The sequence below is a fragment of the Bacillus sp. 196mf genome (assembly GCF_003217275.1).
In the GTDB taxonomy this organism is placed as follows: Bacteria; Bacillota; Bacilli; order Bacillales; family Bacillaceae_G; genus Bacillus_A; species Bacillus_A thuringiensis_S.
The window spans coordinates 13,607-31,757 of the sequence record NZ_QJTG01000021.1 but is presented as its reverse complement, the minus strand read 5'-3'; the positions used below and the strand labels follow the sequence as shown (position 1 = coordinate 31,757).

The window sequence follows — 18,151 nt, the reverse complement described above, 5'->3', positions numbered from 1 at the left end:
TATCCCCCTCCCGTTTTCAGAAACTATAATTTCACTTTGAATAACTGCCAGTTAACGTCGCCTCGATAATATATCTATCTGGTGCATCCCCTATATAATCAAATGGGTAACAAGTTGTCAGTGTTAATATCGGTTCTTCTTTTTTTATAATAACAGTACGATCATCCGCATGAGTAATCCATGTCTTTTGAATTTCATATGTGTACGTTTTATTATCATACTCTAAAACAAGAGTATCCTTTTCTTTCAACTCTCCTAAATCTGTAAATACAGTATCTCGGTGTCCACTCAGTACAGTATGTCCTCCTCCAGATGGGGTTGTCGTTAAATCACTAACAAACATACCAACTCCTTTTTTCAAAGTCGTATCATCCGCTCCCCAATATATAGAAAACTTCTTCTTTATTTTCGGTATGTTTAACATCGCTACCTTTTCACCTTCTTTATGTTCTGTTTGAGAAGAAGGCACTTGAGAAGTTACAGGTGTTTCATGAGAAAGTTGAGTATCTTGTATATTTTTAAGGCTCTTTATTTCTTCTTTCGTTAATTCTTGAGCAGAGCTTTTTCCTTTATACCATTCCACAGCGTAATAGGATCCCATGAATAGCCCAATAGCCATCAATATGATACCGATATAATTGAGTAACTTCATTCTTCATCCCTCCATGCAAAAAATGGTAGGAGTAACCTACCATTTTTAATATATGAAATTATTCCATTCTTTATAGGAAAATATTTTATTTACACTTTAATCTTATTGCGACGATTCAAACCAAATAATGTACCTATCGCTACAAGACATGCACTTAATCCCATCATTGCTACATTATTTGATGCTGTATTTGGTAATTTTTCACCTTGTACAACTGGCTTTACTACTTCTTTTTTAGCTACTTCATTCTTTTGTTCGACTTTTATCGCTGCTTCTTTTTTTGCCATATCATTTTTTAACTGTTCTTGCGCTATTCTCTTTTTCTCTTCTTCACTCTTTTTCTCAGCTTTTATTGCTTCCTCTTTTTTAGCCATATCATTTTTTTCTTGTACTTGGGCCGCTTGTTTTTTCTCTACTTCATTTTTTTGCTGTTCCTTAATTGCTTCTTCTTTTTTAGCTTTATCTTGTTGCACTTGCGCTTCTTCTTCCTTTGTTACTGTTCCAGTATCCGCACTCGCTACTGAAGAATATCCTACTGTTAAAAATGCCATTGCACAAATTGGTAATAGTCTCTTTTTCATCTTCATTCTCTCCTTATATTTTATTCACATCAACTCGCACCGGATGTATTACTAGAATAAGCAAGAGATATAAATATAAGATGCAGATGAAATATATTTCATTTAAAGATTTCATTGTAGAAAAAGAAAAAAACATCGTAATATGTACGATGTTTTTTCGGGTGTGTGTCTCAATATTTACATGTTACTTTCGTGTGATTTGGAAGTAGAACGGGCCGGAGCGATAACTAATTGTCTCGGCTCAGTTTTCTTGAAGTGATTTTTGACGTTACACTTACGACGTTGAACAACCCACGCTTTAATAGGGTTTGTTAAAATAATCTTTTGCTCTTCGTTAGGGGCCTCTTCTTCAAACCTACAACTTTCGCTCCATTTATTCCATTTCATTGTAAATTTAGAAGAAGAATGATCATCTTCACGATCAAACAAGTGCAAAAAATCCATTTTTCCATCTAGCATTACGGTGTTACTAGTCGCTAAAAAAGAAAAGGTCGTCCAACGTTTCTCCATGCCCTCCTACTCCTTTTTCACATATAGAGTGCCTAAAACTTAATTTACCTAAAATATGCTTGCCTTTTACCTTACACCCATAGTTTATCCAAAATGCTATTATGCAACTATCGATTTGCCTTACAACTACCTTACATTTTTGTAAGAAACAAAAAAACCTTCACTCTATATAATGAAGGTTTCTTACTTTTTATCTATATGATCTCTCATATCATCAAGTCCAGCTTCTTTTAGCTGCGACATCATACCGTGCGAAATTGCTCCTAACACTAAAGTCATTCCAATTAATGAAATACGAATCGCAGGTACATCAATTACGTAAGCCAACAGGCCAAGAACAATTGTTAAAAGTAATGCTTTTATAAATGTTACACTTGTGTACTGTTTCTTCTTCATCATATTCACCCTTTATGGAAGCGTTTTCTTAATATACTTAGTATATCATATCATCAGATGATTTTGTCGTTATCTTTGTAAAAAATTACTATCTCCTTTGACTTTTTCTATTCTATCCTTTACAGTCGAAATGTTCGCAAGTTTTACACTGTAGGAGGATTACAATGAATATTGAAATAAAAGACACTTTAATTTCTGAAGAACAATTACAAGCAAAAGTTAAAGAATTAGCACTTCAAATCGAACGTGACTTTGAAGGAGAAGAAATCGTAGTTATCGCAGTATTAAAAGGTTCATTCGTATTTGCTGCTGATTTAATTCGTCACATCAAAAATGATGTAACAATTGACTTTATTTCTGCATCTAGCTACGGAAATCAAACAGAAACAACAGGAAAAGTGAAACTACTAAAAGATATCGACGTAAACATTACTGGGAAAAACGTAATTGTTGTAGAAGATATTATCGATTCTGGTTTAACACTTCATTTCCTAAAAGACCACTTCTTTATGCATAAACCAAAGGCACTCAAGTTCTGTACATTACTTGATAAGCCAGAACGCCGTAAAGTAGACTTAACAGCTGAGTATGTTGGCTTCCAAATTCCAGACGAATTCATCGTTGGATACGGTATCGACTGTGCGGAAAAATATCGTAACTTACCATTCATTGCTTCAGTTGTAACGGAATAATCGTATAACTTAAAAAATTGATAGTACATAAAATGTATATCGGCGATTTTTTAAATATATCGACTTACCGACAATAACTGACAATGTTAGCATCCAATTAATAGGGAGAAGCTGTTCTAAAATACATGGGAACAGCTCCTTTCTTGCCATTACAAACTACAGGGAGAGATGAAAAATGACAAAGACAAAATTTGAAAAAGTACTCCTTATCGTAAATCCGAAAGCTGGTCAAGGTGACTTACATACAAATTTAACGAAAATCGTACCACCTCTTGCCGCAGCTTTTCCTGATCTACATATCCTTCATACGAAAAAACAAGGTGATGCAACAAAATATTGCCAAGAGTTTGCTAGTAAAGTAGATTTAATTATCGTCTTTGGTGGTGATGGAACAGTATTTGAATGCACAAATGGCTTAGCACCTCTCGAAAATAGACCTACACTTGCAATCATTCCAGGCGGAACTTGCAACGACTTCTCTCGCACACTTGGTGTTCCGCAAAACATTGCAGAAGCGGCAAAACTTATTACAAAAGAACATATAAAACCAGTTGACGTTGCAAAAGCAAATGGACAACATTTCTTAAACTTCTGGGGCATTGGTCTCGTATCTGAAGTATCAAACAATATCGATGCAGAAGAAAAAGCAAAGCTTGGTAAAATCGGTTACTATTTAAGCACAATTCGAACTGTAAAAAATGCTGAAACATTCCCAGTAAAAATTACTTATGACGGACAAGTATATGAAGACGAAGCTGTCCTTGTCATGGTTGGAAATGGTGAATATCTTGGTGGTATTCCATCCTTTATTCCGAACGTTAAATGTGATGACGGAACACTTGATATTTTCGTAGTCAAATCAACAGGTATTCAAGCATTTAAAGATTACATCGGAAAGAAACTATTCGAGGATTCAAATGAAAATGACATCTTCCACGTAAAAGCGAAATCCATTCATATTGAAACGAAAGAAGAAAAAGAAGTAGATACAGATGGAGAAAGTTCGCTTCATACACCTTGTCACATTGAATTATTAACAGGACACTTTACGATGATTTATAATCCTGCGGTTGTGTAAAGAAAAAAACGAGTGCTAGCACTCGTTTTTTTCTCTTCTAATCTAGCTATGTCGTTGAATCATTTCTTGTATTTCTTTAACTCTCTCTAAAGTAATTCCATTTCTTTGTTCGATTGCTAAAGGATGCTCGGTTAGCTCTAATTCAACATACGGTGCCATTCCAACTTCTCTTATATGTACATTTGTTTTTAAATTTAATGTTTCTGGATAAAATGGTATTTCTACAGATAACCAACCAAAATAAGGATCACTATTTTCTCGGCCTCTCTCATCCCACTTTTCTAATACTTCATCATAACTTTCTTTACTAAGTGATACCCAAACAGTCCATATGAAGTTTTCGTGGTAGTCAATGATAGGAATCTCTAAACATCCTCTAATAAAATAATGTTCATCATCCATTACACAAAGATCCGATGTTAAATGGAAGCGTCCCTCTCTTTCATGGGGCGCTACCTCGTAATAATAATATGGCGCTTCACTTCCGTAGCATAGAGGTAGTGCAAAACGATGCATTTGTACTTTTTCTCCGGATTTTCTTCTTCTTTTCATTTGTTATTCTTTCTCCTATCCTTTTCAGTCACAATCAAACTCTACCCAATTTCTCCAATGCGTATTAGCATTTTCATTCACAATAACACTTGGATCTTTCTTCTCTATTGCAGAGGCTACTGATTGGAAGAATTCATTTTCACTTACTTTTTCGTCTTCAACATGTTTCCATTCTTCCGTTTCATACGCTACTTCCCAGTCGCCTTCTAAACCGAACTCTTCTAAAATTTCTCCTTTATCCCACCACAATAATTTTTGAGCTTCCTCATTAGTAGCAAGCATACGCATAAAGTATGTTGGATAATGCTCTGTCGTTTGTACTTCTATTCCATTATTTATATAATCCTCTTCTGTAAATTCATATTCAAAACGATGCTCACGAATTTTTAGACTGCCGTTATAAATATTCGGCATAAATTCACCTTCATCATCAAACAACTCATAATTGCCATCATTTAATTGTAAAATGCAATCATCACCCATTGAATGAGTAATTCTATCTCCATATACTTGAATATCATTACATACACCTAATGAACCTACACCAACAAGTTGAAACACCATTAACCAATCCTTAGTATCGTTAAAGAAAAGAGAGAATTTCACTTGCGAAATATCCATATATTCATTATCAAATGCAGGAAATTCATAGTTACTTTGCTTTTTATCTAATAGTTTTAAAATATCTTTTTGCATATGTAGCATCTTCACCTCGATATAAACAAAAATATTTTTTTAATTTCACTAGAGTATAACATAACCATACTTAACTGTGACATTCTAATAACACTACTAAAAAATAGAAGAATGGCTTGTTTGCATACTCTAGTTCTTTTTATGTACAATGAAGGAAAGAAGCACCTTCATATAAGGGAGAGGACAAACTTTGTTCAACCAACAGTTAGTTAATTTACGCATTGATTTTGCATTTAAACAATTGTTTGGTACGAATGGTAGCGAAGATATTCTAATTGCATTTTTAAATGCTATGTTACAAGAGTCTTTAGAGTCGTCCATTGCTTCTCTACAACTAGAAGATCCACATTTACACAGGGAATATGAAGAGGATAAGTTATCTATTTTAGACATTTCAGCGACATTAGACACCGGAACAAAAGTTAATGTAGAAATACAACTCAATAATAATCACGATATGGTTAAACGCAGTTTATATTATTGGGGAAGACTATACACATCTCAACTACAAAAAGGGATGCCCTACAGTGCACTTCACAAAACCATCACCATAAACTTACTAAACTTCGTAATGTTTTCGGAACACCCAGCCTTCCATACAACGAGCATATTATGGAATACACAACAAAAAAAGCTCCTAAGTGACGACATAGAAATCCACATTATAGAAATTCCAAAGTTAACTGAACAATGGCATGAAGAAAAAGTAAATCCGTGGAAAGATCCATTTGTTCGTTGGCTTTTATTGCTTTCAGCAAATGAGGATGAGCACTTAACTAAACTATTGGAGGATATTGCTATGAACGAAGATCCTATTTTACAAAAAGCGATAAATAAATGGGAACGTATGAGTCAAGATTCTTCTTTCCGGCAAGCCTATGACGCAAGGGAGAAAGTTTTAATGGATGAAGCAGCAAAATTCGCCCATGCAGAGACAGAAGGAATAAAAAGAGGAATGGAACAAGGAATTAAAAAAGGGCTTGAAAAAGGCATTGAACAAGGTCGAAAAGAAGGAGTTCAACAGGGGAAAATTCAAATGATTAAAAATATGTATGATCTTGGTATACCACTTGAAACGATTGCTAAGGCAAGTAAATTAAGTTTACATGAGATTGAGCATATTTTAGGACATAAATAGTGATAAAAAAAGAGCTTGAATAGTTTCAAGCTCTTTTTTATCAACTCTCCTCAATATCATCCAATTGAGTCTTATAACATTCATCACACTCTGGCCTCGTAGGAAGAATCCCTCTTTCATCAGGTAATAAAACCCTCAAAACTTCTCGATCTATCTCTACGAAAGACTTCATAATAATGGGATATCTTTCTCTAAAAAGGTTAACATCCATACAGTTTTTCCTTTATCGTTCATCAGCAGCACTTTATGGTTTAACTTCCAAGCCACTTCACTAACATGATCAAACATCTTTATTAATACGCCTTAATCAATTTCAAGCCAACCCATTCCCATAGAAAGAAATAACAACAGTCCGATTACAAAAAAGAGACCCCCAGTTAAAAAATAGAACGGCACTCCATGCAATGGATCACTAAATAACTCTATCAAATTTCCAGCTACTACTTTCCATTTCTCTTTCTTTGAATTTTTTTCTTTTAATTCTTTTATAAATCGATAATTACTTATACTAATCAAAATAATTCCTATTAATAGGCATCCTACTATGATTAAAATCTCCAAATATAACACTCCATGTGTACATTTATATCTATTTTCGTTTACATACTATTGTTATTCATAATCCATTTTAGCTAATAAACAAACGAAAGAGAACTAGGTGGATTAATGTTTACTTAAAAATCAAAAGTCCGAAACTATATAAAGTGATTTCGGACTTTTGATTTTTAAAATATTAAATTACATTTCGAACAAAAAGGAGCTGAATTTCCTCTTCTAATTTTCGTATCACATTTTGGACAATATACATATCGTTCCTCTACCTTTTGTCGTTCTATCATGTGTAAGGATACTATTTTCATACTGCACATAATTCCAATTAAGATAAGGCTAAAAATGAGTAGCACAACGCTCTTCCTTCCTTAACTACTTACCTATATTTTACCATTAAATAAAGATAATTTTATACTTATAATCCTATCTTGTCCTTCATACTGGAAGAAACTTTCTTTACTTCTATTTACTCATCAGCGTGATTCTTTTTTGTCTATATAAATAAAGAATACCTGTAACTATAAAAACAATCACGCCAAAATACACGCCATATTCTATCGCGATCGCTACAATACTTTCAATATGTTTTCCAAATAAAGCACCGAGCACAAAGTAAACGAGTGTCCAAACAAATCCTGTCGTATAAGAATACAAAGCATACGTCTTAAATGACATGTTATTCATTCCAACTAAATACGGTACGATATGTCTTACAACTGGTATGAAGTAACTTGTGACTAACGCATAATGACCATACTTCTCTACCATTTGTTGAGATTTCAAAAGATATTTCGCCTTTTTCTTTTTCATTAGCTTATCAAGTACTTTCGTACCAAATATTTTCCCTAATATATAACCTAAAGAAAGCCCAGATACAACACCTAAATATGTTAATAAAAATGCAGGAATGACACTTAATATCCCTAGTGAAGATACAAAGCCACCACTCATTACGATCATTTCGTCTGGAATTGGCATACCGATAATACCTAACCATAAACAGAAAAATAATGCCCAATAACCGTATTGTTCAATATAAGATAATAATTCATGTAATTCCATTATGCATATGCTCTCCTTAGCTCTTTTTTACAGCTAAAGATGTACGCTGGTGGGAAATTGAGCCACACTTTCTCTAGCGTAATTTCTGGAAAGAAGTGCTGTATAAACCCTTTTTTCACAAGTGAATATTGAAATGTAATGAATTCACCATTCTCATGTATCGCTTCCATCGCATTATTTAAAATGCGCTTTGAAACTTCTTCTGGTAAAGAAGTGAAAGGCAACCCTGATAAAACGTAATCAATGCATTCTATATTGAGCTCCTCCATATACTTCTTTATATTTTCAGCTGAACCGTGTACAACAATGACATTCTGCTCATCTTTAAACTTTCTTTTTAATTCTTTGAAAAATACTTCATTAATTTCAATAAGAAGAAATATTGTTTCCTTCTTTTTTCTCTTCATAATCTCTTTCGTAAAAACCCCTGTACCAGGACCTAACTCTACAATGCATTTCGCTTTATTAAAATCAATTACATCTACCATTTTCTTTGCTAATATTTTTGAACTTGGCGCAATTGCACCAGTATGTTTCGGATGTTTAATAAATTCATGTAAGAATGTTATGAGTTGCATATAAACCTCTCCTCATTCGTTCAATAGTTTCTAACTTGTTTCTAAGTATAACTATTATTTCTTAACAAAAATTGAGGAGATTTCTTAAGATTTTATGAAGAATAAAAAAACAGCTATCGTCTCTAGCGATAGCTGTCCCTTATTACTTCGCACTCACGATCTTATAATAAGAACGAACCGTTAAGAAGTAATATCCAATATAGATGACACCGTATACTCCAATACTAATGAGAAGCGGAATCATAATTTCAAATGGTAATATATTTGATAAACCTTTTAGTGCAAATAAGCTGTGTAAAATACCGATTACTAACGGAATAGCGAAGATAAAGCTCACTTGTTTTGCGATAGCTTTCTTCATTTCTTGCTTCGTTACACCAACTTTATGAAGGACAATGTAACGATCACGGTCAGCACTTGCTTCTGTTAATTGTTTAAAGTAAATAATTGAGCCTGTTGCTAATAGGAATACTAATCCTAAGAATAACCCAATAAACATCATTAAGCCTGTCGTTTCAAGCCCCATTTGGAATCCTGTATAGAAATCGTTAAATGGTTTTAAAACTTCTGATTCTCCAGCTGGCATAATGCTTGCTAATTTTGCTGTTAACTCTTTACTATTTCGCTCACCTTTTACATCAATATTTTTTACAGTACGCGTTTCGTTTACTTGTTTCACTTGCTCATATGTTTTATCAGGAACGATTACAAATAGTTCATTTAAATTTGTAAGGCTTCTATTATTTACACCTTTAATTTTTAATTCTTTTGACTCATTTCCAACAGGGAATACAGCTGTATTTCCTGTATAAAGAGGACCAAAATCAAGTTTCTCAATATATAAGCTATCATATACGAAAGCTTCATTCGCACTTAAATTTACAGGTTCTACATCTAAATGTTTCACATGTTTATTAAAGCTTGATTGAGAAATAAGCTGGTACTGATTCGTAACATTATAGTGTGTGTTCAGAACTTGATCAGCTCTTTCACCTTTAAATGTTCCTTTCACAGGAATCATTTCAACTTCTGATTCATATGTGACTGGGTGATTATTCTTCTCTCCAGCAAGTATTTCATTTACTTTTTTATCTAATGCTGCATCTTTTTTCTCATAGGAATAACTATACGGCGCAGCAACTTTTGATTGCGTAAATGTGTTGTAATACATCGTAACTGACGTACCAACCGCTGTTAATGTAACTGCACTTAAAATAGCGATTGTCGCTAATGATTTCGCATTTCCTTTAATACGATATAGTAACTGCGATGTCGTTACCATATTCATACCATTATAAAATGCTGACTTATTATTTCTTGCACGTTTCAATACAAATACTGTGAAGAACATGAACAGTAAATAAGTCCCTGCTACTGTCGCTAATAAAATATATAATGCAACGACCATAAAGTCTGCATACATAACTGCTTTCATGTACATTAGCGCTAAAAAATAACCTGAACCGATTAAGAAAACTGAAATTAATGCCATGATGACAGATCCTTTTGGCATTGCTTCTCCTTCACGTTCTGCACGGAAAAGTTCAATTAACTTAAAGCGATAAATTAAACGATATCCTTGAAGTGATGTATATAAAATAATCACAAAGAAAATAATTGCTGTATCAATAATGGCAGCCATCGGTACTTCAAAATGAACGTTTAAATTTAATCCCATCATATTTACTAATAACTCAAGGAATAATTTCGAAAGGACACTACCGATCGCAATCCCGATTACTAATGACATTAATCCCATTAACATATTTTCATAAAAGAGCATTTTACCAATTTGTCTTTTACGAATACCTAATAACGAATATAAGCCAACTTCTTTTTTACGTTTACGTGTAAAGAATCCGTTCGAATATATAATGAACACTGCTACGAAAATGATAAGCATCACACTGGAAACTTGGAACGCTCCGCTAATTTTTTTTGAAGCTTCTGCTGCTTTTTCCATTTGTGAATTATATTGCAGTGCTTTAAATGTAAAATAAATAACAATACTAAAAATCATAGATGCGAAATATACAAAGTAGTCTTTAAAGTTCCGCTGTATGTTGCGGAGGGCAATGCTAGATAAGGTCATCAGCCATACCTCCAGAAATAGAAGACATTACGTCAACGACTTTTTGGAAGAACTGTTTACGCGTTGATTCACCACGGTGCAATTCTTTATATAGTTCACCATCTTTAATGAAAATAACTCGTTTACAATAACTTGCTGCAAATGCATCGTGCGTTACCATTAAAATTGTTGAGTTATCATATTCATTTAACGACTTCATACTTTCAAGTAAATCTGTTGCAGATTTAGAATCAAGTGCTCCAGTTGGCTCGTCTCCGAAAATCATACTTGGATTCGTAACAATTGCACGCGATGCTGCACAGCGCTGCTTCTGCCCACCAGATACTTGATATGGGAACTGACTTAAAATATGATCAATACCGAATTTCTTTGAGATTTCAAGAACGCGGCGATCAATCTCACTCGCTTTCACCTTTGATAACGCAAGTGGTAAAGCGATATTCTCTTTCACTGTTAACGTATCTAATAAGTTATAATCTTGGAAAATGAAACCTAAATGATCGCGGCGGAATAACGCTAACTTATCATCATTCATTTTCACAATATCTTTTCCATCAATTAAAATTTCACCGTTCGTCGCATTATCAATTGTAGAAAGAACATTTAGTAAAGTTGTCTTACCAGAACCAGAAGGTCCCATAATTCCAACGAACTCACCTTCTTTTACTTGTAAGTTAATACCTTTTAACGCTGCAAATTTATTACCACCCGTGTCATATACTTTTTCAATATTTTTTGCTTCTAATACTGTTTTCATCTCGACATCCCTCATTTCTTCTATTCTCTATTTTCAACTATATACACTCTCTACTCTTGCCACTATCGATGTTTCTTACACAAACATGACAGTTATGTAAGGCACATAAGTAAAGAAATCAAAAAGTTAACGTAATGAATTAAAGTACTTTGTTACTATAACATTGGGATATCATACCATCCATTCATTCTCCTTACAGGAACATTACAATTTTGTAAGGTAAAAAATGCACCTACAAAGTTGTGCACGAAATGTCGGATGGAGCTATTTCGTTCCTGCTATTCTATGTACAGAGGAGGTCATAATATGGATTCACTTAAAAATATGAATGCTGCAATGCAGTATATCGAAAACAACCTTACACATGAAATTAATTTTAAAGAAGTCGCAAAAATAGCTTACTGCTCCGAATATCATTTCAAGAGAATGTTTTCTTTTTTAGCTGGCATATCACTATCAGAATATATTCGCTGTAGACGTCTTACCCTCGCTGCCTTTGAACTAAAAAACAACAATGTAAAAGTCATTGATATCGCTATAAAATATGGATACAACTCGCCAGATTCATTCACTCGTGCATTTCAAAACTTGCACGGTATAACACCTTCAGAGGCCCGAAATAGTAGCCATTCTTTGAAGGCTTATTCACCAATGACCTTCCAATTATCTATTCAAGGAGGAAATGAAATGAACTATCGAATTGAAGAAAAAGAGCCATTTCGAATTATAGGTATTACAAAACGAGTCCCAATCGTTTTTAACGGTGTAAATGAAGAAATTGCTTCTATGTGGAAAAGTTTAAACCCAGAGTCTATTCAAACATTAAAGTCCCTTTCAAACATTGCACCTACTGGAATTATTAGTGCTTCTACTAATTTTTCTGAAGGAAGAATGGCGGAAAAAGGAGAACTTGATCACTATATTGGAGTAGCCACAACAAAGGATTGTCCAGAGCAGTTTAAACAACTCGAAGTCGCAGCTTCAACATGGGCTATATTCGAAGCTGTCGGTCCATTTCCTGATGCACTACAAAATGTATGGGGGCGTATTTATTCTGAATGGTTCCCTTCTTCGAACTATGAACTAGCGGAAGGACCGGAAGTATTGTGGAATGAACAGAAACACATATCTTCTCCAAACTTTAAAAGTGAAATTTGGATACCGGTTTTGAAGAAGTGATAAAAAAACAAAGCTGCTCTTCCCTAAAAGGAAAAGCAGCTTTATTTACATTTTCAACTCTTCTTTATAAATACTATATGACTTTATTGTTGATACGATAATACATATTAATATGATTCCAATCCCCATAAAAATATTAAATGGATCTGGAAGCAAAGCCCCGGCATATATACAAAGTGAACCTATTACAAATACCCTCGAAGCAAATCTATGTGTTTTTCTCCAAACTACAGGATTTTCTAATGTCCAGTCCATTCGAATGCCTACTAACCCGTTCGGCTTCGTTTGTTGCATGTAATTACCTAGTACAAGAAACAATGTTCCAAGTCCAAAATTAAATGCAATTGAGCCCGATGCAATATAATTAGACGCTGCTAATAGTGCAAATATGTTACATCCAAATCCGATAAAGAGAATGGCATAATTAATCGCTGAAAGAACTTTGGATTGCTGTGTAGACTTATCTTTTATGAATCCAAAAACTAGCCATATCATATAGAGCACTACCATACTACCTATCGAGAATGAACTTGCTTCTATTTTAGAAAAATATCCATCTACTACTCCTGCTGCATTATAATGGCGTGGAATTTGTTCTGGTAAATATGGCCATACAATATACCATCCAATTGCAATGCCAATAATTAAACTCCATGGTAATACGTGTCTTTTCATCCTCTCTCCCCCATAATTTTTTATTAGGCCCCTATTTCTTTTTTATAAGCAATATATGAATATCCCATCGTTAATCCTACTGCACCAATAATAATTCCAACCATTACGAAAGATTTCCACGTTACTGGTGCAAAAACACTTAAAATCATAATGATCCCCAATGCAACAAACACCTTTCCGCTAAAACGGTGTGTCTTTCTCCATACTTCTTCGCTACTTAACGTCCACGGCGTTTTTATACCTACAAAATAATTTGGTTTACATTGTGGTAAATAGTTTCCGATGACTATAAATAAAATACCCACTAATAATTCCGGCACGCGATTAATGAATAAATTGTATCCTAATCCACTTGTAATAATATCTATATTTCCTACAAATAGTAGCAATAGTACACCATTATTCATCATCATAAAGGCTTTAGAAAATTTCTCGTAATTTGCTTTTCTTGGATCAATCTTTGGTATCACATTTAGAAATATATATAATGCAATCATAATTCCGACCATAGAAATCATTCCGTAAAATTTAGAAGAATATCCATCTACCTTACCTCCGCTCCAATGCGTTGCAATTGTATCCGGCAAATGTGGCCAAGCAAACGCCCAAGCTAAACAAGTTATAACAATTAATAAGATTGCAAAAAGATGTTTTTTCATTTCCCCTCTTCCCCCTTATTCGTAAATGTAAACACCCAAGTTAATAAATCTTGAAAGACAGTTGTGTTTAAAGAGTACACAACAAATTGCCCTTTCTTTTCATCTTGAATAAGTTCAGCATTTTTAAGTGCGCTTAAGTGGTGTGAAATACTTGGTTTTGTCATATTGAAATGTTCAGCGATTTCACCAGCGGTTAAATCACCTTCTTTTAATAAGTCTAAAATTTTTCGCCTTGTTGGATCTGCTAATGCTTTGAATGCTTGATTCAATGTCTTTCTTCCTTTCGATAATTAGACATTTAGATATTTATCTAAATGTTAAACCGATTACCGTTATTTGTCAATTTAATCCAGCGCCCTTTTTACTTTTCTCACTTTTAACCTATACTGTTTACTAGCTTATCTTTCAACATAATGAAAAGACTTGAAACACATGATACACTATAGCTACAATTGTTTTTTTGAGGAGGAATATACATATGTATAAAATTTTAATCGTTGAAGACGATCCAAATATTTCATCATTACTGCAATCTCACATTCAGAAGTACGGTTATGAGGCTGTGGTAGCGGAGAATTTCGATGATATTATGGAATCGTTTAACGCTGTGAAACCACATCTTGTTTTACTTGATGTAAACTTACCGAAATTCGATGGTTTCTACTGGTGCCGTCAAATTCGTCATGAATCTACTTGTCCAATTATTTTCATTTCAGCTCGTGCTGGTGAGATGGAACAAATTATGGCAATTGAAAGCGGTGCGGATGATTACATTACAAAACCGTTCCACTACGATGTTGTAATGGCGAAAATTAAAGGACAATTACGTCGTATTTACGGTGATTATGCACCAAATATTTCTGAACGTATCGTTGAAGTAGAAGGTTTAAAACTATTCCCAGAACGTCCTGAAATTCACTTCGGATCTGAACAAGTTCTTTTAACGAAGAAAGAAGCTATTTTAGCTGAAATGTTATTATCTAAATTCCCTCGTACAGCGAGCCGTGAAGATTTATTAGCTGCGCTTTGGGATGACGAGAGCTTCGTTGAAGAAAATACATTAAACGTAAACATTACGCGTCTTCGTAAAAAGTTTAATGAGCTTGGCATTGAGAACTCTATTGAAACAGTACGTGGACTTGGATATCGCTTTAACGCAACTTGGAGTGAATAAGCATGAAGCTATTTTTACGTGATCATTTTGCATTTTTCCTACTGTACGTTTTAAACTTCGGTATCATTTTCGTTCTTTATGATGCAGTAGATGGATTTCAAAACAATAAATTTTACTTCGTCGTTTTAAGTTTATATTTATTTATTTGTTTCCTCGCTTACCGTTACGTTCGCAATCGTAGAATGTACCATAGATTAAGTGAGCAACCAGAAAAAATGGAAGATGCGTTTATTGAAAGAGCGACTGCTCCGATGCCTCACGGTGTCAATGAACTCGTGCGTACGCAGTACCGCCTCTTCCAAAAAGAACTACAATCGTATGAAGTAAAACAACAAGAACATCAACTATTCATTAACCATTGGGTACATCAAATGAAGACACCTGTTTCTGTTATGCAGCTTATGGTGCTAGAAATGGAAGACGAGCATTTAATTCCAAAGTTTAAAAAAGAATTAGAGCGTCTAAACCAAGGGCTTGATATGGCTTTATACATGGCTAGGTTAAATAACTTCCATGAAGATTTCCATGTCGAGACGATTTCATTAAAAGATACGGTAACAAAAAATATTAACGGATTAAAAGAACTATTCATTCGTAATGGTGTCTTCCCTGTTTTAGAAGTCCATTCTGATTTAAAAGTTGCTTCTGATGCAAAATGGCTAAAATTTATCATCTATCAATTAATGACAAACGCTGTTCGTTACTCCGGTGAGCGCGGAAAGAAAGTTTTCTTATCTGCTTACCGAAACGGAAAAGATATTATTTTAGAAGTTCGTGATGAAGGTGTTGGTATTCCACAAGAAGATATTCGAAGAGTATTTGAACCGTTTTACACTGGGAAAAACGGTCGCGCCTTCGGAGAATCTACTGGTATGGGACTTTATATTGTAAGTAAAATTTGTGATTATTTAGGTCACTCTGTCAAACTAGATTCTGAAGTTGGTAAAGGAACGACGATTAAAATCATCTTCCACAACGCTGCAAATAATCAAGCAGAACATACGGAGAAGGTGACCGAAGTATGATCGTAACATATGCAAGCAAAATGTATGAGAACTCACTCTCATACATTTTTTGCAATACAACTACTTCTATATCTTCTAGCCGGAGGTATAATCTATGACATTTTGGCAATTTGCATTTAAAAACGTCACGCGCAACTCGAGAGCTTATTTTGCTTACTTTGTAAGTAGTTCCTTTTCCATTGCTGTGTTCTTTTCGTTTGCTGTTTACTTATTCCATCCGAAATTACAAAACTTTGACATGACCTCTGAAATTTCAGCATTAATGATATTTTCAGAAGTAGTAATTGTATTTTTCTCTTTCTTCTTTTTACTATATTCCATTGGTACTTTTTTAAAAGTTAGAAAAAAACAATTTGGTATTTTGACCATTTTAGGAATATCGAGAAAACAATTACATCGTCTTATTTTTATGGAGAATATGTTAATCGGGATTTTATCTATCTTTTTCGGCATGCAGTTTGGAGTTGTTTTTTCTCAATTTTTCTTATTAGTAACAGCCAAACTTACGCATGTTCCAGGAATATATTTATACGGGCCTACTAACGCGTTTATTTTAACAACCATTGTTTTCCTTAGTCTTTTTATCATTGTATCTGCATTCACACCAATGCTTATTCGTACAAAAAAAGCAGTACACCTTTTAAAAACAAATGGTGGAAAACAAAAAGAAAGAAAACCATCCATACTTGTTTCATTATTTGGTGCGATTTGTTTATTTGGTGGTTATGCGTTAGCTGGAAATCCTAAATATTTCGTATCAGTAAGCCCACAAATCGGTGTTATATATATGGTTTCAAGTATTTTCGTTATCCCAACGCTTGTTACAATTGGAACATATTTCTTCTTTTCACAAATTAGTTTCTTACTTATTTATATTTTAAAGAAAAGAAGGAAGTTTTATATGAAACGGATTAATATGCTTTGGATTTCGGATTTAGCAAGCCGTATTCGAACGAATATTAATATGCTGTTTATTGTAGCGATGCTATCTACAATTGCTTTCACAATGATTACGTTTCTATATGGATTCGGGAAATTTATTAAGCTAGAGGTGAATAGAACTTCTCCTTTTCCAATTTCTTATTTTTCTTATGATGCGAACCCTTTTGTTACAGAGCATTTAAATTGGCTTGAGCAACAATTACAAAAAGAGCATTTCCCCTATCAAAAAATAAAAGCTGATATATATGAAACACCACTAAAAGAAGATAAAGATATAGCTATTTATAATGACGTATACGCAATTAAGCAAAGTGACTATAACAAACTTGCATATTCTTTACGAATGAAACAACTATTTATGGATGATAACGAAGCATATGTGCTAACAGGGACATCTTATAACACCATATTCAACGAATTTGAGCAAAGCTACAAAAGAGATTACATTACACTCTCTAGTACAAATACGAAATTACGAGTGAAAGGCTATGAGCATGTGAATGCAATTCCATCTGGCTTTTCATATCAAACGATAGTTTTGCCTGATGTTATCGTAAATAACTTACCTAGCACCGTAAAGCATATATCAGCATACAATTACAAAATTCAAAACTGGGAACAGACATATGAAATTGCTGATAATTTTATAGAAAAAGTGCAAAAAGATCGAAATAAATCCCAGTATGAAGGACCTCTTATTCGTTCCTTTGAATCAGCAGGATCGTTATACAAAATAACATCAGGCAGTGCTGCATTTTTCCTAATTGGGACATTTTTAGGAGTTATTTTCTTCATTGGAGCTGGTAGCGTTCTTTACTTTAGAATGTATACGGATTTGACGAACGAACAAGAGAAATATATAACGATTTCTAAAATCGGTGTAACAGATACAGAAATGAAACGATCTGCAACCATTCAACTTAGTATTTTATTTTTCATTCCGTACATTATGGCATCCATTCATACAATGTTCGCAACAAAAATGCTACAAGATGTAATTGGTTTATCTCTGTTCAAAGAGGTTTCAGCCGTTCTTATTATTTTTGGATTCGTTGAAATCGTATTTTTCGTATTCATTCGTTCACTTTATATGCAAAAATTATCACAATACACGAGTGGACAAAATATTTAAAACAAACTTGATGAAAAGAGTATTTCTTA

At 33.8% G+C, this 18,151-nt stretch carries 22 protein-coding genes; 7 read left to right on the top strand and 15 right to left on the bottom strand.

The window, feature by feature from the left end; genetic code table 11:
- Positions 1 to 31: 31 nt before the first annotated feature.
- The 4 genes from ATL10_RS23030 to ATL10_RS23015 form a co-directional block, all read right to left on the bottom strand.
- The gene (locus ATL10_RS23030; protein ID WP_053563488.1) at positions 32 to 652 is read right to left on the bottom strand and encodes a class D sortase; all 621 of its coding nucleotides are present in this window, start codon (positions 650 to 652) and stop codon (positions 32 to 34) included.
- Positions 653 to 741: 89 nt separating this feature from the next.
- Positions 742 to 1,233, bottom strand: a complete 492-nt coding sequence (locus ATL10_RS23025) for an LPXTG cell wall anchor domain-containing protein (protein ID WP_078401147.1) — start codon at positions 1,231 to 1,233, stop codon at positions 742 to 744.
- A 177-nt stretch (positions 1,234 to 1,410) separates the two neighbouring features.
- A complete protein-coding gene (locus ATL10_RS23020; protein ID WP_098836125.1) occupies positions 1,411 to 1,743 on the bottom strand; it encodes a hypothetical protein in 333 nt (110 codons plus the stop codon).
- Between the two features lie 183 nt (positions 1,744 to 1,926).
- On the bottom strand, positions 1,927 to 2,142 hold the full coding sequence (locus tag ATL10_RS23015; protein ID WP_002001286.1) for a hypothetical protein: 216 nt from the start codon (positions 2,140 to 2,142) through the stop codon (positions 1,927 to 1,929).
- Positions 2,143 to 2,303: 161 nt separating this feature from the next.
- Here ATL10_RS23015 and hpt point away from each other — a divergent pair, with 161 nt between their 5' ends.
- Positions 2,304 to 2,831: a hypoxanthine phosphoribosyltransferase gene (gene hpt, locus ATL10_RS23010; RefSeq protein WP_001019295.1), complete on the top strand. Its 528-nt coding sequence runs from the start codon at positions 2,304 to 2,306 to the stop codon at positions 2,829 to 2,831.
- A gap of 175 nt (positions 2,832 to 3,006) precedes the next feature.
- Complete coding sequence (locus tag ATL10_RS23005) at positions 3,007 to 3,909, top strand: diacylglycerol/lipid kinase family protein (protein WP_000167892.1); 903 nt, start codon at positions 3,007 to 3,009, stop codon at positions 3,907 to 3,909.
- Between the two features lie 42 nt (positions 3,910 to 3,951).
- Here the strand turns inward: ATL10_RS23005 and ATL10_RS23000 are convergent, their stop codons facing one another.
- Positions 3,952 to 4,461, bottom strand: coding sequence for a DUF2199 domain-containing protein (locus tag ATL10_RS23000; RefSeq protein ID WP_098329588.1), 510 nt, complete (start codon positions 4,459 to 4,461; stop codon positions 3,952 to 3,954).
- A 24-nt stretch (positions 4,462 to 4,485) separates the two neighbouring features.
- Positions 4,486 to 5,157 (bottom strand): DUF7003 family protein, encoded by a 672-nt coding sequence (locus ATL10_RS22995; protein WP_090976798.1) that lies wholly within the window; start codon positions 5,155 to 5,157, stop codon positions 4,486 to 4,488.
- 190 nt (positions 5,158 to 5,347) lie between these two features.
- On the opposite strand from ATL10_RS22995, the gene ATL10_RS22990 reads away from it, so the two are divergent.
- Entirely contained in the window at positions 5,348 to 6,295 is a 948-nt protein-coding gene (locus ATL10_RS22990) for an Rpn family recombination-promoting nuclease/putative transposase (RefSeq protein ID WP_110497572.1), read from the top strand.
- A 303-nt stretch (positions 6,296 to 6,598) separates the two neighbouring features.
- On the opposite strand, the gene ATL10_RS22985 is transcribed toward ATL10_RS22990, so the two are convergent.
- The 6 genes from ATL10_RS22985 to ATL10_RS22960 all read right to left on the bottom strand — a co-directional run bounded on the left by ATL10_RS22985 (position 6,599) and on the right by ATL10_RS22960 (position 11,336).
- Positions 6,599 to 6,856 (bottom strand): hypothetical protein, encoded by a 258-nt coding sequence (locus ATL10_RS22985; RefSeq protein ID WP_000404320.1) that lies wholly within the window; start codon positions 6,854 to 6,856, stop codon positions 6,599 to 6,601.
- Between the two features lie 164 nt (positions 6,857 to 7,020).
- Positions 7,021 to 7,200, bottom strand: a complete 180-nt coding sequence (locus tag ATL10_RS22980) for a hypothetical protein (RefSeq protein ID WP_001986677.1) — start codon at positions 7,198 to 7,200, stop codon at positions 7,021 to 7,023.
- Positions 7,201 to 7,309: 109 nt separating this feature from the next.
- Positions 7,310 to 7,909, bottom strand: coding sequence for a DedA family protein (locus ATL10_RS22975; protein ID WP_000418924.1), 600 nt, complete (start codon positions 7,907 to 7,909; stop codon positions 7,310 to 7,312).
- The gene (locus ATL10_RS22970; RefSeq protein ID WP_098284234.1) at positions 7,909 to 8,487 is read right to left on the bottom strand and encodes a class I SAM-dependent methyltransferase; all 579 of its coding nucleotides are present in this window, start codon (positions 8,485 to 8,487) and stop codon (positions 7,909 to 7,911) included. Before ATL10_RS22970 ends, ATL10_RS22975 begins: the two co-directional genes overlap by 1 nt.
- 142 nt (positions 8,488 to 8,629) lie before the next feature.
- On the bottom strand, positions 8,630 to 10,579 hold the full coding sequence (locus tag ATL10_RS22965; RefSeq protein ID WP_000176150.1) for an ABC transporter permease: 1,950 nt from the start codon (positions 10,577 to 10,579) through the stop codon (positions 8,630 to 8,632).
- On the bottom strand, positions 10,566 to 11,336 hold the full coding sequence (locus ATL10_RS22960; RefSeq protein WP_000859656.1) for an ABC transporter ATP-binding protein: 771 nt from the start codon (positions 11,334 to 11,336) through the stop codon (positions 10,566 to 10,568). The genes ATL10_RS22965 and ATL10_RS22960 overlap by 14 nt, the downstream gene beginning before the upstream one ends.
- Positions 11,337 to 11,642: 306 nt before the next feature.
- Between ATL10_RS22960 and ATL10_RS22955 the strand changes: the two genes are divergently transcribed.
- Entirely contained in the window at positions 11,643 to 12,515 is an 873-nt protein-coding gene (locus tag ATL10_RS22955) for an AraC family transcriptional regulator (protein ID WP_090976794.1), read from the top strand.
- Between the two features lie 45 nt (positions 12,516 to 12,560).
- Here ATL10_RS22955 and ATL10_RS22950 read toward each other — a convergent pair whose 3' ends face one another.
- The 3 genes from ATL10_RS22950 to ATL10_RS22940 are packed head-to-tail and all read right to left on the bottom strand — an operon-like array spanning position 12,561 to position 14,118.
- Positions 12,561 to 13,190: an SdpI family protein gene (locus ATL10_RS22950; RefSeq protein WP_000820672.1), complete on the bottom strand. Its 630-nt coding sequence runs from the start codon at positions 13,188 to 13,190 to the stop codon at positions 12,561 to 12,563.
- A 23-nt stretch (positions 13,191 to 13,213) separates the two neighbouring features.
- Entirely contained in the window at positions 13,214 to 13,849 is a 636-nt protein-coding gene (locus tag ATL10_RS22945) for an SdpI family protein (protein WP_090976789.1), read from the bottom strand.
- A complete protein-coding gene (locus ATL10_RS22940; RefSeq protein ID WP_001070531.1) occupies positions 13,846 to 14,118 on the bottom strand; it encodes an autorepressor SdpR family transcription factor in 273 nt (90 codons plus the stop codon). The genes ATL10_RS22945 and ATL10_RS22940 overlap by 4 nt, the downstream gene beginning before the upstream one ends.
- 209 nt (positions 14,119 to 14,327) lie before the next feature.
- Between ATL10_RS22940 and ATL10_RS22935 the strand changes: the two genes are divergently transcribed.
- From ATL10_RS22935 to ATL10_RS22925, 3 genes are all read left to right on the top strand, one after another.
- Positions 14,328 to 15,023 carry a response regulator transcription factor gene (locus ATL10_RS22935; protein ID WP_000276738.1) on the top strand — a complete coding sequence of 232 codons (696 nt, stop codon included), beginning with the start codon at positions 14,328 to 14,330 and terminating at the stop codon, positions 15,021 to 15,023.
- Between the two features lie 2 nt (positions 15,024 to 15,025).
- Positions 15,026 to 16,048: a sensor histidine kinase gene (locus tag ATL10_RS22930; RefSeq protein WP_000765342.1), complete on the top strand. Its 1,023-nt coding sequence runs from the start codon at positions 15,026 to 15,028 to the stop codon at positions 16,046 to 16,048.
- 94 nt (positions 16,049 to 16,142) lie between these two features.
- Positions 16,143 to 18,122, top strand: coding sequence for an FtsX-like permease family protein (locus ATL10_RS22925; RefSeq protein WP_098289599.1), 1,980 nt, complete (start codon positions 16,143 to 16,145; stop codon positions 18,120 to 18,122).
- The last annotated feature ends 29 nt before the right edge of the window (positions 18,123 to 18,151 follow it).

Excerpts from the sequence above, each read along its gene's own strand:
- ATL10_RS22975 (WP_000418924.1), bottom strand. The coding sequence starts at position 7,909 with ATGGAATTACATGAATTATTATCTTATATTGAACAATACGGTTATTGG.
- ATL10_RS23030 (WP_053563488.1), bottom strand. The coding sequence starts at position 652 with ATGAAGTTACTCAATTATATCGGTATCATATTGATGGCTATTGGGCTA.
- ATL10_RS22945 (WP_090976789.1), bottom strand. The coding sequence starts at position 13,849 with ATGAAAAAACATCTTTTTGCAATCTTATTAATTGTTATAACTTGTTTA.
- hpt (WP_001019295.1), top strand. The coding sequence starts at position 2,304 with ATGAATATTGAAATAAAAGACACTTTAATTTCTGAAGAACAATTACAA.
- ATL10_RS22955 (WP_090976794.1), top strand. The coding sequence starts at position 11,643 with ATGGATTCACTTAAAAATATGAATGCTGCAATGCAGTATATCGAAAAC.
- ATL10_RS22960 (WP_000859656.1), bottom strand. The coding sequence starts at position 11,336 with ATGAAAACAGTATTAGAAGCAAAAAATATTGAAAAAGTATATGACACG.
- ATL10_RS22925 (WP_098289599.1), top strand. The coding sequence starts at position 16,143 with ATGACATTTTGGCAATTTGCATTTAAAAACGTCACGCGCAACTCGAGA.
- ATL10_RS23005 (WP_000167892.1), top strand. The coding sequence starts at position 3,007 with ATGACAAAGACAAAATTTGAAAAAGTACTCCTTATCGTAAATCCGAAA.
- ATL10_RS22950 (WP_000820672.1), bottom strand. The coding sequence starts at position 13,190 with ATGAAAAGACACGTATTACCATGGAGTTTAATTATTGGCATTGCAATT.
- ATL10_RS22930 (WP_000765342.1), top strand. The coding sequence starts at position 15,026 with ATGAAGCTATTTTTACGTGATCATTTTGCATTTTTCCTACTGTACGTT.
- ATL10_RS22935 (WP_000276738.1), top strand. The coding sequence starts at position 14,328 with ATGTATAAAATTTTAATCGTTGAAGACGATCCAAATATTTCATCATTA.
- ATL10_RS22970 (WP_098284234.1), bottom strand. The coding sequence starts at position 8,487 with ATGCAACTCATAACATTCTTACATGAATTTATTAAACATCCGAAACAT.
- ATL10_RS23015 (WP_002001286.1), bottom strand. The coding sequence starts at position 2,142 with ATGATGAAGAAGAAACAGTACACAAGTGTAACATTTATAAAAGCATTA.
- ATL10_RS23000 (WP_098329588.1), bottom strand. The coding sequence starts at position 4,461 with ATGAAAAGAAGAAGAAAATCCGGAGAAAAAGTACAAATGCATCGTTTT.
- ATL10_RS22965 (WP_000176150.1), bottom strand. The coding sequence starts at position 10,579 with ATGACCTTATCTAGCATTGCCCTCCGCAACATACAGCGGAACTTTAAA.
- ATL10_RS23025 (WP_078401147.1), bottom strand. The coding sequence starts at position 1,233 with ATGAAAAAGAGACTATTACCAATTTGTGCAATGGCATTTTTAACAGTA.
- ATL10_RS22995 (WP_090976798.1), bottom strand. The coding sequence starts at position 5,157 with ATGCAAAAAGATATTTTAAAACTATTAGATAAAAAGCAAAGTAACTAT.
- ATL10_RS23020 (WP_098836125.1), bottom strand. The coding sequence starts at position 1,743 with ATGGAGAAACGTTGGACGACCTTTTCTTTTTTAGCGACTAGTAACACC.